Consider the following 13,492-nt stretch of genomic DNA (forward strand, 5'->3'; position numbering starts at 1 on the left):
TCATAAATAAGACAATAAGCGCTGGACAACTTTCCCGGTGGCTGAGATGCTCCGGTGGTAAAGGAGGGGATATGCCGGAAGAAAAGCGTAAAAACCCAACGTTACCCGATGATGCCATCGCCCGGAATCTTGAGCACAGGAAACTATGGCGAAGGGCTGCCTGTCGCTGGCGCAGTGTTCTTGTTGAGACCGACGATACCCTCACTGCAGAACGGATCGTACAGCGTATAGCATGGTGTCAACAGCAGGTTCCACCAAAGCCTGCGGGGACACTGATATTGTCAGCGAATGATTTGCGTCATATTGATAAAGTTGCCCGTGCGCTGGGATGCGGCCCCATTGCCCGGCACTGGATAGAATAGTGAGCTCAGATGTGAAAAAAGTGATGTTGCCTGCGGATACAGAACAATATGCGGAGATGGTGAGGGAAGAAGTTGCCGTGCTGCGCACCAGAATGGGGGCAGCCTGTATCACGCTGAATTACCGGACTGCCCGGGTTAACGGTCATTCGGTACTGGTGATTGATTTCTTTAATCCCCGGGGCAGACTGTATACCCTGCGTTACGATCTGCCGGCAGGAACGCCACAACAGAGTACCCGCCGGACGTCACTGATACTGGCGCTGACCCGCAGGGAACTGGAGGAAACCGGGCAGTATGCTTCCTGACGGGATATTTCTTAATCAGGTATATCGGCTTTTTCTGTATTTCCAGCAGGAATATTATCTGCAATTTTTTTAAGCTGTTGGTAAATGTTAAACATCAGAATAATCATTTCGCATGATATACGCAGCGCGATAATGCTCAGAATAAGAATAACAAGGGTGATCGGACTCGTGAATGGACTCATCAGCATCCCCAGTATTCCGCTGGCAATGGTGAAGAACAGCAATAGCCAGTAAACGTTCTTAATTATTCCGGGAGTAATCATCCTGTCAAAGTGTAACCATTGTTTTATATCCATAATACTTCCTGTTTCTGAAAATGTAATAATGGTATCAGTGATTCAATTCAGCACGCGCCTGCGCCAGTTCTTTCCGGGCTTCAGCAAGTTTCGCCTGCCTGTCAGCGATTTTTTCACTTTTCCCGGATATCCGGGCCTGTTCCAGCTCATACTGACGCTTTGTCACTTTTTGCTGTTTTTCGGCGACTTTTCTGTCTTTTTGCTCCGGCAATCTGCCATCAGTACAGTATTCATCAATATGACGGAGAGCTCTTTGCAGCCCGGCCATCCGGTGAATGTTATTGTATGCCTGCGCATATTCTAACTGGTGCTCCAGATGTCGGCGTTTGTACTCACATCCTCGATAATTGCCAGCCATCGCGCCGGAAACCATGAAAGAATACAGCAGTCCTGCCAGAACGGTGACCCTGAGAAATTGTGGTTTCATTGATGTCATAAACTGTAACGCGTTGTTGGTGAAAGATGAATCAGCGTATGTCCTGCTGCGGTAAATAATCAAGTCCCAGGATATTGCACAGGTGTCGGAAGAATCCGATAGCTGACGAAAAGTGTTGAGTTGCCGCAAGACAAAGGTAGAATGCGCCACTGGCTGATTCAGGCATGAACAACTATCAGCCGGCTGCGCCCGGCTCATGCATACGGTCTGGCGCAGCAACTTACCGACTCCCTGAATCAGCATACGTCATCGTGGCATCTGGTGGTTCTTTGTTTTTTTATCCGTGATGGTTTTCTGCTGATTCGCAGTGCATCACAGGGCATAAAAAACGCCCTCTTTTTGTTGACCGCATCAGGCTGCCAGCCGCATAACTGTTTTTGTGACCCCGGCAGGGATGAACCGTCGATTCTCCATGCCGCGGAACCGGACGTTACACCACTTCCATCTTACCCGTTGTTTTTTTGTTGACTTTCACTGGCTGCATGAATTAGGAACAGTTATTGATACTTACCCATAACAATTGCCTGTCATCTGGCATCCTTTTGTAATTATAGAGACAGCCTTTCTTTTCTTCGTTGCCAATAAACAGGACAGACTGATTAAGTGTTTTCTTTATACGGATGGTGTTGTATTGTTATTCTTCTTTTTTCCATGGTAATTATTCTGGCAGAACGTTATTTTTGAGTATGGTAATGAGAAAGTTTGCATATTAAGCGGCTATTGTCATGTTCAAAGAACGTCCTGATGAATTGCTACCGTCACTGGGGGCCCTTCTCAAATTAACTGGGCATGATGTTGCCCTGGAACTTCTCATCTGTAAAGTAATCCTTACGTTACGGATTTCCCGGGGAGTAACCTGAGTTTATTTTGGTTGTTGGATAACATTTTATCGAACAGGTACATACTTGAGGGATTAACGGCAACATCGTGATGAGTGCCTTTACCGACGTCAACGTCGATAAAGACCTGGACTGATTTGTAACCACTGGATTCGGTCATTCTGTCTACCTGTTTATAATGATTAACGAAATAACCACGGGAGCAGGTAGCCGTGGTTTAAATTCAGTAGGATAATTGAAGAAATCTTTAGGTCTGCCCAGTGTGGCACTTTTCTGTATATCTCACATTTTTGGCGCCTACAATTATTTAGTAGTGGATACATTGTCTAACGTATCAGAAATTTACCAGATAGCACCGGGAAGACGCTTACTATTATTTAATGTCAGTCAGAAGTTTTATTGCTGTGTCTTCATCCGTCACCAGGCCATTAATCCAGCCTCCGGTTAAAGCAGCCCGGATTGCATAGTATTTTTTTTCACCACCGGCAAAACCAAAGACCTGACGTGGAGTATGACTACACAGAGGCACGCTGGTTAACAGTGTATCCAGTTCTCCCTTCAGACGTTCCCCCTCATGGGTAAAGAAATGGCCGAGCATTTCGCCTGCTACATTTTGTTTTTCCAGTCTATCTACCTGTTCATCAGTGATAAAGCCTTCGGCGTTGAGGGGACATCCAATACCCACTTCACCAATGCCGAGAAAGGTGATATCTGCATTTAGCGCTCGTGTTGCAACCCGTTGATAGAGCTGGTGCTGGCACCACATGAACTTATCCTCCGGGCTGTCTGCGTAGAGGGGAGCCGGTATAAAGAAATATTTACCCTGCATCTTCTCCGCCATTTTTAAAGGAACATCATAACGAGTTCCGGAATCGTCACGGGCAATGGCACCAATCATTGAGATACACTGGTGCTGCGGACGCTCAAATGATGGCAGGGCGTCGATAATAGCTCTCAGTGTTTTGCCGGAACCGATACCAAATACCTGTGGTTTGTCCTCAGCAATAAACTGTGCCATTACTTCTGCACCTTCAACCGCAAGCATCTGCTGGATAGCATCATTTTCAAGTCCGGTGGAGGGCACTACCCGGCACATAGTAAGGGCATAGTGTTTCTGTAATTTATTGGCCAGTATCATACAGTTTGTGACAGGATGGCTTATGTTCACTGTGACCATTCCCATTTCCCGGGCTCCTGAGATCAATCGTTGCGCCACCTGCCGTGATAATCCCAGTGTACTGGCAATATCCATCTGAGTGAGTCCGGCAACGTAGTACATCCAGGCAGCACGTGCGGCCAGTTCCTGCTTTTTTTCTTCTTTATTCATTGGTGATTTCCCTTAGCAACATGACGGCATTTTACCCGTATATTATTTATTAAACATCCGGGCAAATGCTACGGATTGGGGCAAATGCTATATTTGTGGTTTTCTTCACAGAAATGTGTCGTCCGCTTTCATTAACATAAATCCAACATGTGAGTATTTGCTCTTTAAATTGTCAAATGTTCAATAAGGCGGGGATTATGTCCAAAGAAAAAGCAGTCTGGATGCATATAGGGGCAGGTTCTTTTCATCGTGCGCATCAGGCGTGGTACCTGCACAGGCTTATGCAACAAGGTGATGACAGGTGGAGTATTGCACTGGGGAATATCCGTGAAGACGCCAGCGAGATTCTCGCTTCACTGGCTGCTCAGAAAGGAGAATACGTACTGGAAACCGTTTCGCCAGAAGGAGCGAGACAGTACGAAACAATCCGTTCAATCCGCAAGGTACTGACGTGGGACAGTGAAATCAGCGAATTAGTGGTACAGGGCGCTGATGAAAATACTAAAGTGATCTCATTTACTGTGACAGAAGGTGGTTACTACCTCGATACTGAGCATAAACTTGATCCACGTCACCCTGATATTCAGGCAGACCTGTCTGGTGGAGCCTGTACTATTTATGGTGCTCTGGCTCGTGTGTTGCATGAACGTATGGCTAAACACTCCGGACCTGTGACGTTACTGAACTGTGATAATCTGCGACATAACGGCGAACGTTTCCGCAATGGTTTTCTCACATTTCTGGAATTACGCCAGGATACCAAACTGTATCAATGGGTTCGTGATCAGACCACTTCACCAAACACCATGGTTGATCGTATTACTCCGCGTCCAACTGACGATATAGCTGAACGTGTACGTGAAGTCACTGGTATAGAAGATAGTGTCCCAGTAATGGGGGAGGCCTTCATTCAGTGGGTAATTGAAGATGACTTCATCGCGGGTCGCCCAAAATTAGAAGACGCTGGCGTGGAAATGGTAGAATCTGTACTACCGTGGGAAGAAGCCAAAATTCGTATTCTTAACGCCAGCCACAGTTGTATTGCCTGGGCTGGTACTCTGCTGGGGCAGTCTTATATCCACGAAAGTACCCAAACTGATGCTATTCGCCAGCTGGCCTGGGATTATGTCACCGAAGATGTGATCCCTTCCCTGTCACCCAGTCCCTTGAACCTGGAAAACTACCGTGATGTTGTATTGTCACGTTTTAGTAACCCTTATATTCGGGATACAAATCAGCGAGTTGCGGCTGATGGCCTGTCGAAGATCCCTGGTTTTATTACTCCAACGCTGCTGGAATGTTATCAGCGCGGTGATGAGCCACGTGCGACAGCGGTATTACCAGCCCTGTTTTTCCTGTTTCTGCAACGCTGGCATCGTGGTGAATTGCCATACTCATACCAGGACGGTGTGCTGGACGCTGATGTACTGCACGCCCTGCTGGCATCTGATGATGCGCTGGCACAGTTCAGTGCCAGTGAGGCTCTGTTTGGCCCTCTGACCAATAATGTGCGCTTTGCCTGGTTGCTGCGCGACACCGTAACACGACTGGAAGAGGCTGGTTATGTATCTGGGAATTGATGCAGGCACATCGGAGATTAAAACACTTGTGCTGGATGATCATGGGGTTATTATCGCAGTCACGGGCGCACCACTGACAGTGCAGCGACCTCATCCTCACTGGTCAGAACAACAACCAGAAGAGTGGTGGCGGGCCCTGAACCAGGCGTTGGCTCAGTTACGCCGCAAAGTGGGTAAACGCTGGTTAGATATCCGCGCTATTGGCCTGTCTGGTCAGATGCACGGCGCGGTGTTGTTGGATCATTGTGGCGAAGTATTACGTCCCTGTATTTTATGGAACGATACCCGCAGTGCAGAACAGTGTGAAACACTGACCCGCAATTCACCACAGTTGTATCGTATAGCCGGTAACCTGGCGATGCCTGGCTTTACCGCGCCGAAACTGTTATGGGTCGCGGAGCATGAAGCTGATATTTTCACGCAAATCGCATATGTGTTGTTACCAAAAGATTATTTGCGTTGGCGTATGAGCGGCGAGATGGTCAGTGATATGTCTGATGCCGCGGGTACCATGTGGCTGGATGTGGCCAGACGCGACTGGTCAGATGATTTACTTGCCGCCTGTGGTTTAAACCGTACCATGATGCCGCGACTGGTTGAAGGCTCTCAAATCAGTTGTTTATTGAGTGCTGATATCGCTGCTCTATGGGGCCTGTCTGATGGGGTGATTATTGCCGGAGGTGGTGGTGATAACGCAGCAAGTGCCGTGGGGATCGGTGCTGTAAATACTGGAGATGCCTTTCTTTCACTGGGAACCTCCGGGGTACTATTTGCTGTTAATGATCGCTACCGGCCTGATCCAGAATCTGTTGTACATGCGTTCTGTCATGCCCTGCCGAACCGCTGGCATCAGATGAGCGTTATGCTCACCGCAGCCAGTGCGTTACGCTGGTTATGTCAGTTAGTTGGTAGTGATGAAAATACGCTGATGGCGGAAGTGGAGCAGATGACCGATGAGCAACGTGAACAATCCCCTCTCTTCTTACCTTATCTCTCTGGGGAACGGACACCGCATAATGATCCGTGGGCACAGGGAGCATTCCATGGTCTGAACCACATAACCACACGGGCACATCTTGGTTATGCCGTGATTGAAGGCGTGACTTTCGGTCTGGCTGATGGGTTGCGGGTACTGAGTGAGTCCGGTACTGAACTGACAGAATGTTCACTGGTTGGTGGTGGCGCACGCAGTTCCTGTTGGGCACAGTTAATTGCTGACGTTCTGTATATGCCTATTATCACCCACGAAGGTGGTGAAGCTGGAGGCGCATTGGGAGCCGCACGGCTGGCTCAACTGGCAGCCGGAGCAGATGAAAAAACAGTGTGTGTAAAACCTCCAGTTCATCACCGCTATTTACCTGATGTGGAGCGCTGGGAATCGTTACAGGATCGTTTACAACACTGGCGTTTACTCTATCGCCAGCAAGTTGAAGCGCGACGGGTATTGTCATGATGATTTTACTCTCTGATATATCTACTACAGGCAACTCTGTATCCATATATAAGGAAAACAAGATGAAATTAAAACAACTCGTCTGGGGCGTGACACTTGCCCTGACTTCTGTCGTTGCCATAGCTCACGCAGATGACAAAATTAAAATCGGTTTTGCCAACCGAACTCTGAATGGTGCGTTTTTCAATGGCCTGACAGAATACATGAAAATTCACGCGAAAGAACACGGTTATGAGTTAATTACTACCGATGCGCGTGGTGACCTGAACAAGCAGATCTCCGACGTGGAAGATATGCTGGCTCAGGGTATTAATTATCTGGTTCTGAACCCACAGGATCCTGAAGCCGGATTACGTATTACACAAATTGCCAGGAGTAAAAATATCCCGGTCATTGTACTGGACAGTGATATCTCTCTTGATGCCCCCGTCGTTACCCGTGTGCAGGCTAACAACGCCAAAAACAACATTTTGATAGGCGAATACGCTGTTGAAAAATTCGGTGATAAACCACTGAACTGTGTCCTGATCAGTGGTAACCAGGGCAACCTGGTTGGTGAAGCCAGGCGTGCTAATTTCTTCCGAGGCGTGATGGAAGCACAACTGCGTAAATATAATCATACTCAGGTAAACGTATTAAGCCAGGGCTGGGGTAACTGGGACCAACAGGGTGGTTTGAAAGCGATGGAAGACCTTATTGTTGCTCAGGGAGATAAAATTAACTGTGTTTACAGCGAAATGGATGATATGGCACTGGGCGCAGTGTTGTCACTGAAAGCCGCAAATAAACTACAAAATGTCAGTGTGTTCTCACACGATGGCTACAAAAAAGGTCTGGAAGCCATTCAACGAGGTGATATTCAGGCCACTGCCTCCAACAACCCGGACCTGCTGACAAACACAGTCATGGATGTTATTACTAAATATCAGAACGGCCAGAAAGATTTCCCTGACTACGTTTATATTCCGTCAATTCTAATCACCAAAGACAACGTCAGCAAATATTATAACAAAGATTCTATTTTTTGATCTGCTATCGCAGCAGAGATTAACCTCTGCTGCGATGTTAAAATGGCATCAATGAGGCATTTCTGATGGAAGACTATTCAATTGTCATCGACAAAGTAGAAAAAAGGTTTGGCGGGATCCATGCTCTGAAAAATGTAAGCATGAAAGTCAGACATGGGAATATTCACGCTATTGTTGGTGAAAATGGTGCCGGAAAATCGACTCTAATGAAGATTCTCTCCGGGATTTATATCAAAGACGGCGGTGCCTTACATATTAATGGAGAGGAAGTGCATTTTACTTCGCCAGGACAAAGTCGTGAGCATAATATTGGAATTATTTATCAGGAATTATCCCTGGCTCCGGATCTTACCGTTGCGGAAAATATTTTTCTTGATAATTTGACCTTCGGCAAGAGGGTTATAAACTGGAAGGTTTTGAATCAAAAAGCAGCCAAAATATTAAGTCGTCTGGGTTTTGATATTTCACCGGAAGAAAAAGTCGCTAATCTCAGCGTGGCATATCAACAGATGGTGGAAATTGCCAAATCACTGGCGCGTGATGTGAAGATCCTGATTCTGGATGAGCCAACAGCAGTTTTGTCTGAACGAGAAATTCGAATTCTGTTTAGTCAGTTAAAACTGTTAAAAGGACAGGGTGTTACTATTTTATATATTTCTCACCGACTCGAGGAAATTTTTATGATCGCCGACAGTATCAGCGTGATTAAAGATGGTGAATCTATGGGCGATCTTGACCCAAAAAAATGTAGTGAAGATGATATTATTGCCGCAATGGTTGGACGTAAATTCGAAAATCTCTATCCGCCACTTAATGTTCCATCACAGGACGAAATTTTACGTGCAGAGAACCTGTCTACCCGTGCGTTGTTACGCAATATTAACCTTTATGTCCGCAAAGGCGAGATCGTGGGTCTTGCTGGTCTGGTCGGCGCGGGACGAACGGAAGTTGCCCGTTGCTTATTTGGTATTGATCGCATGGCAACTGGCACGGTGAAAAAAAATGGTCAGCCCGTAATAATTCATCATCCTGTCGATGCAATGCGTCATGGTATTGGTCTTGTGCCAGAAAGCCGTAAGGAACAAGGGGCGATCCTGACACAAAGTATTCGTGAAAATACTTCGCTCTCCCGTATAAGAGAGGTTTGTTATCGCTTTGGAATTATTAACCATTATCAGGACAAAAAACTGGCTGAAGATTATCGGCAAAAACTGAAAATAAAACTGGGTTCAGTAGAAGATCCTTTATCCAGTCTCAGTGGGGGTAACCAACAAAAAGTGGTTATTGCGAAATGGCTAAATACAAATTGTGATGTATTGATACTTGATGAGCCCACGCGTGGCGTGGACGTCGGAGCCAAAGTGGAAATTTACAATGTTATTCATGAACTTGCGCAACGTGGATACGCTATCATTTTGATTTCATCCGAGATGGTTGAAGTTATTAATTTATCCCATCGGGTATATGTAATGAGTGAAGGAAGTATAACACGTGAACTCACTGATGGTGAGATCACAGAAGAAAATATTATGAAACACGCAATTCCAAAACGCGCTTTAGTATGAACGGGGAAAAAGACACAATGGAAAATGTAACAACATCGCAATCCACGATTACCTCTTCATTACCTGGACGGGTGCTCACATTTTTAATGAATAACTCCACACTGATTGTTTTTCTGTTGATGCTGGTCATCGCTGGTTTACTATCAGATAAATTTTACAGTGGGGATAATGTTACCAATGTACTTCGTCAGAGTGTGCCATTAGGCCTGGCTGCATTAGGTATGTTGTTTGTTATTCTGACCGGTGGTATAGATTTGTCCGTAGGTTCAGTAATGGCATTGATTTCAGTCGCCGTAGCAATCCTTATCCCGGAAATTGGTTTGTGGCCTGCGGTATTCGCCAGCCTGTTTATCGGTGCTTTTGTGGGGGCCGGTGCCGGAGTCCTCGTTACGGCCTTTAATATCGCCCCCTTTATCGCTACCCTTGCAATGATGACCATTGCCCGGGGACTGGCATTGATTGTCTCTAAGGGACAGCCGATCTTTATTGATGATACCTCACTCGTAGATTTTGGTACGGGATATTTGTTTGGTCTGCCAATGCCTGTCTATATCCTGATTGCCTTCGCTATCATTGCATACTTTATTTATAAATATACGGTTTTTGGTCGTCTTGTCATCTCAATCGGTTCCAATGAAACAGCCACCCGCTTCGCTGGTATTCGTGTGAGCTGGTATAAATTTGCTGTCTATGCGCTGAGTGGCTTTGCTTGTGGTATGGCGGGACTGCTTGCCTCTACGTGACGTTCCGGTCATAACATCTTGACGCACCGATTGCAGCCTGCTAACCGGACCAGGGTAATCCGGTCGGGTGATGAAGTACTGACTCGGGTGTTTGCGACGGGGGTTGAAGTACTGACCAGGGGAATGGCTGTATGGGGGGCGAGTACTGACTCGGGTTTCTCACGACGCTGAAGCCGCGTGGTGAGTGGGTTCCCGCGGTTTTCGGTGTCAGGCGCGTGAGTCCTGACACCGGGAGTTGCCGGGGGCTGGCAGGTCACAGGGCGGCTTTCTGCCCCTTCCCGCTCAGCATTTATGCCCCTTAAGCTGAGAAGATGAACCCCGGCAGTGGCAGCAGTTCATTAAGACGATCTTCGGGCCATAACGGCAGCCTGTTCAGAACTTCCGTCAGCCACGCATGAGGCTCCAGACCATTGAGCTTAGCCGTTTCCAGCAGACTCATTATCCGGGCCGCACGCTCTCCCGCCATCCGGGAACCGGCGAACAGCCACGACTTTCTGCCCATGACCACAGTTTTGATGGCTCTTTCGCAGACATTGTTATCCAGGGGAACTGCGCCATCCTCCAGGAACAGACTCAGTTCCACGCGCCGTGCCAGCGCGTAGACGATCGCTTTGTGTAATGCTCCTCCCGGAGGGCATCTTTGCTCCTGCTCCTCAAGCCAGGACCACAGTTCTTCCAGTATCGGGCGGGCATAACGCTGTCGCCACTGGCGGATTTTTTCCACGGGACGGCTGCTGATCTTTTTCTCCAGCCTGTACAACCCGGCGATCTTTTTCACCGCCATGGCCGCCCGTGGATCTTTGTTCATTTTATACAGGTCGGCGAAGCCCCTTCTGGCGTGGGCCCAGCATCCGGCAAGGATAATACCAGGCGTTTTACCCGCCATCGTCCGGTAAGCCTGGTAACCGTCGACAACCAGCGTCCCGCTCCAGTCCTGAAGCCAGTTTTCAGGATGTTCATGACCACGCCCGGTCTGGCAGTCGAAGCTGACTATCTGTGGACCACTTCTTTCTCCGCTGGCATAACACCACAGATAACCCGAACGTGATTTACCGCCTTTTTTCGTGTCCAGGATACGCATCCCGGTTTCGTCGGCGTGTATGACGCCACGGGTGAGGAGTTCCCTGTGTAACAGTTCCGCCAGAGGCGACAGAGCCGCGCCTGCGACACCAACCATATCTGACAGCGTGCTCTCTGGCAGGTCAACATCCGCGCGGGCGAAGATGTTATTCTGACGATACAGGGGCGCATGGTCACAGTATTTGTTGATGACCACCTGTGCGATGACCGACGGTTCAACGGCACTTTTCGGGAGGATATGCGCCGGCATTTCACCACTGAACACCTTCTGGCAACAGGGGCAGCTGTACTGCGGGCGCACATAGCGGTTCACCACGAAGCGTGCGGGGATATACTCAAGCTTTTCACTCACCGCATCACGGATATGGTGCAGCGGTTCGTTACATTCAGGACAATGGTCAGTGGCTGGCGGGATAACCTTTTCAACGCGCGGAAGATGGGCCGGTAAAGGTTTACGTACCGGCCGTGAACGGGGCGCTTTGTCGTCTTCTTCAACAGAGGGCGGCAGCAGTTTATCCAGTTGCGCAGTGATTTCGGCGATGTCAGCGTCCACGTCCTCTTCGAACAGGGAACGCTGCATCCCGGCCAGTGTTTCACATTTTTTACCGAAGCGTTGCTGACGCACCAGTTTCAGCATTTCTTCCAGAAGCTGGATACGCTGGCTTTTGGCCTGTAATTCCCGCTCTTTTTCAGCATTCTCAGACATGGCTTTTTGCACCATGGCAAGTGCCATAGCGCGCAGTTTTTCGATGTCATTTGTCGTGGTGAGAGCGGAGATATCCATGTCGTAAAGCATACCACTTAAGGCATAGATATTCATTATTTTTCACTGAGTTATCGCTGTGTTTTGCGTATATGCGGAAGGTGTTTCCGGGAGCCATTTAGCCAGGTCGTGACCATTGACCTGCTGCCAGTCGACCCCGGCGATAAGCCAGTTAAATTCGTCGGGAGTGAGGTGCCAGGCAGCGTCATCTGCACGTGGCCAGCGGAAGCTGCCTTTATGCAGACGTCGGGTACACAACCAGACGCCGTGTTTATCCCAGCGCAGGACTTTGATACGCGAACGTGCTTTGTTGACAAAGACGAAGGCGGAGCCCTCGTGCCACGTCGATTTGAGTTCATCCTGTATATACTGCGTCAGCGTGTCGATACCGCGGCGCATATCGACGGGTTTAACGGCAAGGAAGACATTATCAGGCGTCAACATATTTGAGGGCCCTGAATACATCATTCAGTTGCGAAGGATGGCAGCACATACGTATCCCGCCGGGCAGGAAGAGAGTGATCGGCTCGTTCGTGACAGGCGGAAGTGTCCCGGTTGGTGATACAGGGCTTGCAACATGAACAGGAAGAACGGCGGGTTTGCTGGTACGCCGTTCAGCTTTTGCAACGTCCTGCGGCCATTCGCGAAGGGATGTGAAGGGAATATCGTTGAGCTCACAGTATTGCTGGCGTGTAAGGCCGCTGGCGCGCCAGGCAGCAACATGCTGCTTTTTCTGTTCAATGGACCATCGTGGTTTTGGCATTTGCTGACTCCATAAGGGGTTGAGATCAGATGCCGTCGATATTACCTGCCGAAATTAAACTGAAAAGATGACTTCCCCGGAACCACACGCCTCTACCCGTACTGGTGTTGGCTCACCTGTATTGTCGGTGGGTTTTGAACTGGATGTTATCGCTGCGGTTGTTGTGGGGGGGGCCAGCCTGGCAGGTGGTCGTGGTAATGTGATCAACACTATTTTCGGTGTACTGATCTTAAGTATTATCTCCAATTTGATGAACCTGATGAATATTTCCGGTTACAACCAACAGGTTGTAAAAGGTGTCATCATCATCATTGCGGTAATGCTGGAAAGTTTGAAAACACGTAAACGTGCATAACGTGTTTAAAATATCAAGGGGCATAGTCATAAAATCAGTAACCTTATGGCTAAGCCATTCACCTTAAAGTGCTGTCGGCCAGGCACCTACACTTTCCTGTAACAGGACTACTGTACTGTAGCATAAGTTTTGTTTTCGGCCAGTCCCCGCTTGCAGGCTTGTCCGGAAGGATTATCACTACAGGAGAGAACATCCGCACCATGCTCCCTGGCTTTATCGGTCTGAAGCCACTCACTACCGCCGAGAAGGTTATTCTCAATAATAACTCAAGCCTGAAGGCTCTTACCCTGATTAAAATCCCTTTATTCCCAAAAGTCTAAACAATACTATCCCCACGCCCAGAATTCCACCGCCGATACCACCAATTTTCAGTCCTCTTAACGCTTCAGAACATTCATAATGAATATATCCATATGCCAGGTATTTAATAAAAATTAAAATAATATAAGAAAATTCAGCGATTAAAATCCCTGATACCATGGATATAACGTAAGCGGTAAGTGAGAACCGTACTGACGCTTATTTATTGGAGAGATCTACGTTCCATGGCAGTAGTTCAGCCACTTTATTAGACGACCATTCCGGCAACACGCTCAG

Annotated in this window: 13 protein-coding genes and 3 pseudogenes; 8 read left to right on the forward strand and 8 right to left on the reverse strand. The window is 48.0% G+C overall.

The window, feature by feature from the left end; all coding sequences use genetic code 11:
- Positions 1-71 precede the first annotated feature (71 nt).
- Both HV477_RS19390 and HV477_RS19395 read left to right on the forward strand, forming a co-directional pair.
- Complete coding sequence (locus HV477_RS19390) at positions 72-362, forward strand: PerC family transcriptional regulator (protein WP_175065340.1); 291 nt, start codon at positions 72-74, stop codon at positions 360-362.
- Positions 362-667 carry a hypothetical protein gene (locus HV477_RS19395; RefSeq protein ID WP_254621686.1) on the forward strand — a complete coding sequence of 102 codons (306 nt, stop codon included), beginning with the start codon at positions 362-364 and terminating at the stop codon, positions 665-667. The genes HV477_RS19390 and HV477_RS19395 overlap by 1 nt, the downstream gene beginning before the upstream one ends.
- Before the next feature lie 11 nt (positions 668-678).
- Here the strand turns inward: HV477_RS19395 and HV477_RS19400 are convergent, their stop codons facing one another.
- The 4 genes and pseudogenes from HV477_RS19400 to HV477_RS19415 form a co-directional block, all read right to left on the reverse strand.
- Positions 679-963, reverse strand: coding sequence for a DUF4282 domain-containing protein (locus HV477_RS19400; protein ID WP_175065341.1), 285 nt, complete (start codon positions 961-963; stop codon positions 679-681).
- A gap of 34 nt (positions 964-997) precedes the next feature.
- Positions 998-1,642 (reverse strand): DUF1090 domain-containing protein, encoded by a 645-nt coding sequence (locus tag HV477_RS19405; RefSeq protein WP_175065342.1) that lies wholly within the window; start codon positions 1,640-1,642, stop codon positions 998-1,000.
- A 606-nt stretch (positions 1,643-2,248) separates the two neighbouring features.
- A pseudogene (locus tag HV477_RS19410) lies at positions 2,249-2,398 on the reverse strand (IS110 family transposase); the annotation flags it as partial.
- A gap of 213 nt (positions 2,399-2,611) precedes the next feature.
- Complete coding sequence (locus tag HV477_RS19415) at positions 2,612-3,565, reverse strand: sugar-binding transcriptional regulator (RefSeq protein WP_175065343.1); 954 nt, start codon at positions 3,563-3,565, stop codon at positions 2,612-2,614.
- A 197-nt stretch (positions 3,566-3,762) separates the two neighbouring features.
- On the opposite strand from HV477_RS19415, the gene dalD reads away from it, so the two are divergent.
- The 5 genes and pseudogenes from dalD to HV477_RS19440 all read left to right on the forward strand — a co-directional run.
- The gene (gene dalD, locus HV477_RS19420) at positions 3,763-5,145 is read left to right on the forward strand and encodes a D-arabinitol 4-dehydrogenase (RefSeq protein WP_175065344.1); all 1,383 of its coding nucleotides are present in this window, start codon (positions 3,763-3,765) and stop codon (positions 5,143-5,145) included.
- Entirely contained in the window at positions 5,129-6,598 is a 1,470-nt protein-coding gene (gene xylB / locus HV477_RS19425) for a xylulokinase (RefSeq protein ID WP_175065345.1), read from the forward strand. Before dalD ends, xylB begins: the two co-directional genes overlap by 17 nt.
- A gap of 62 nt (positions 6,599-6,660) precedes the next feature.
- Complete coding sequence (locus HV477_RS19430; protein ID WP_175065346.1) at positions 6,661-7,626, forward strand: substrate-binding domain-containing protein; 966 nt, start codon at positions 6,661-6,663, stop codon at positions 7,624-7,626.
- Positions 7,627-7,691: 65 nt separating this feature from the next.
- Complete coding sequence (locus tag HV477_RS19435; protein ID WP_175065347.1) at positions 7,692-9,191, forward strand: sugar ABC transporter ATP-binding protein; 1,500 nt, start codon at positions 7,692-7,694, stop codon at positions 9,189-9,191.
- Between the two features lie 17 nt (positions 9,192-9,208).
- Positions 9,209-9,931, forward strand: a pseudogene (locus HV477_RS19440) (ABC transporter permease); the annotation flags it as partial.
- A gap of 301 nt (positions 9,932-10,232) precedes the next feature.
- Here the strand turns inward: HV477_RS19440 and HV477_RS19445 are convergent.
- Genes HV477_RS19445 through HV477_RS19455 form a run of 3 tightly spaced genes read right to left on the reverse strand, consistent with a single transcriptional unit; the run spans position 10,233 to position 12,540 of the window.
- Complete coding sequence (locus HV477_RS19445; RefSeq protein WP_175065349.1) at positions 10,233-11,834, reverse strand: IS66 family transposase; 1,602 nt, start codon at positions 11,832-11,834, stop codon at positions 10,233-10,235.
- A 6-nt stretch (positions 11,835-11,840) separates the two neighbouring features.
- Positions 11,841-12,221 (reverse strand): IS66 family insertion sequence element accessory protein TnpB, encoded by a 381-nt coding sequence (tnpB, locus tag HV477_RS19450; protein WP_175065350.1) that lies wholly within the window; start codon positions 12,219-12,221, stop codon positions 11,841-11,843.
- On the reverse strand, positions 12,208-12,540 hold the full coding sequence (locus HV477_RS19455; protein WP_175065351.1) for an IS66 family insertion sequence element accessory protein TnpB: 333 nt from the start codon (positions 12,538-12,540) through the stop codon (positions 12,208-12,210). The genes tnpB and HV477_RS19455 overlap by 14 nt, the downstream gene beginning before the upstream one ends.
- A gap of 88 nt (positions 12,541-12,628) precedes the next feature.
- On the opposite strand from HV477_RS19455, the pseudogene HV477_RS19460 reads away from it, so the two are divergent.
- Positions 12,629-12,895 (forward strand): annotated as a pseudogene (locus HV477_RS19460) (ABC transporter permease); the annotation flags it as partial.
- Positions 12,896-13,414: 519 nt separating this feature from the next.
- On the opposite strand, the gene HV477_RS29065 reads toward HV477_RS19460, so the two are convergent.
- Positions 13,415-13,492, reverse strand: a 78-nt coding sequence (locus tag HV477_RS29065; RefSeq protein WP_375372879.1) for a hypothetical protein, incomplete at its 5' end; no start/stop codon positions are given.

Source organism: Salmonella sp. SG203, from assembly GCF_013350575.1.
Lineage (GTDB): Bacteria > Pseudomonadota > Gammaproteobacteria > Enterobacterales > Enterobacteriaceae > Salmonella > Salmonella enterica.

What these genes read in the sequence shown, in the direction of transcription:
- HV477_RS19390 (WP_175065340.1), top strand. Translation starts at nt 72, where the DNA reads ATGCCGGAAGAAAAGCGTAAAAACCCAACGTTACCCGATGATGCCATC.
- HV477_RS19400 (WP_175065341.1), bottom strand. Translation starts at nt 963, where the DNA reads ATGGATATAAAACAATGGTTACACTTTGACAGGATGATTACTCCCGGA.
- HV477_RS19405 (WP_175065342.1), bottom strand. Translation starts at nt 1,642, where the DNA reads ATGCTGATTCAGGGAGTCGGTAAGTTGCTGCGCCAGACCGTATGCATG.
- HV477_RS19415 (WP_175065343.1), bottom strand. Translation starts at nt 3,565, where the DNA reads ATGAATAAAGAAGAAAAAAAGCAGGAACTGGCCGCACGTGCTGCCTGG.
- dalD (WP_175065344.1), top strand. Translation starts at nt 3,763, where the DNA reads ATGTCCAAAGAAAAAGCAGTCTGGATGCATATAGGGGCAGGTTCTTTT.
- xylB (WP_175065345.1), top strand. Translation starts at nt 5,129, where the DNA reads ATGTATCTGGGAATTGATGCAGGCACATCGGAGATTAAAACACTTGTG.
- HV477_RS19430 (WP_175065346.1), top strand. Translation starts at nt 6,661, where the DNA reads ATGAAATTAAAACAACTCGTCTGGGGCGTGACACTTGCCCTGACTTCT.
- HV477_RS19435 (WP_175065347.1), top strand. Translation starts at nt 7,692, where the DNA reads ATGGAAGACTATTCAATTGTCATCGACAAAGTAGAAAAAAGGTTTGGC.
- HV477_RS19445 (WP_175065349.1), bottom strand. Translation starts at nt 11,834, where the DNA reads ATGAATATCTATGCCTTAAGTGGTATGCTTTACGACATGGATATCTCC.
- tnpB (WP_175065350.1), bottom strand. Translation starts at nt 12,221, where the DNA reads ATGTTGACGCCTGATAATGTCTTCCTTGCCGTTAAACCCGTCGATATG.
- HV477_RS19455 (WP_175065351.1), bottom strand. Translation starts at nt 12,540, where the DNA reads ATGCCAAAACCACGATGGTCCATTGAACAGAAAAAGCAGCATGTTGCT.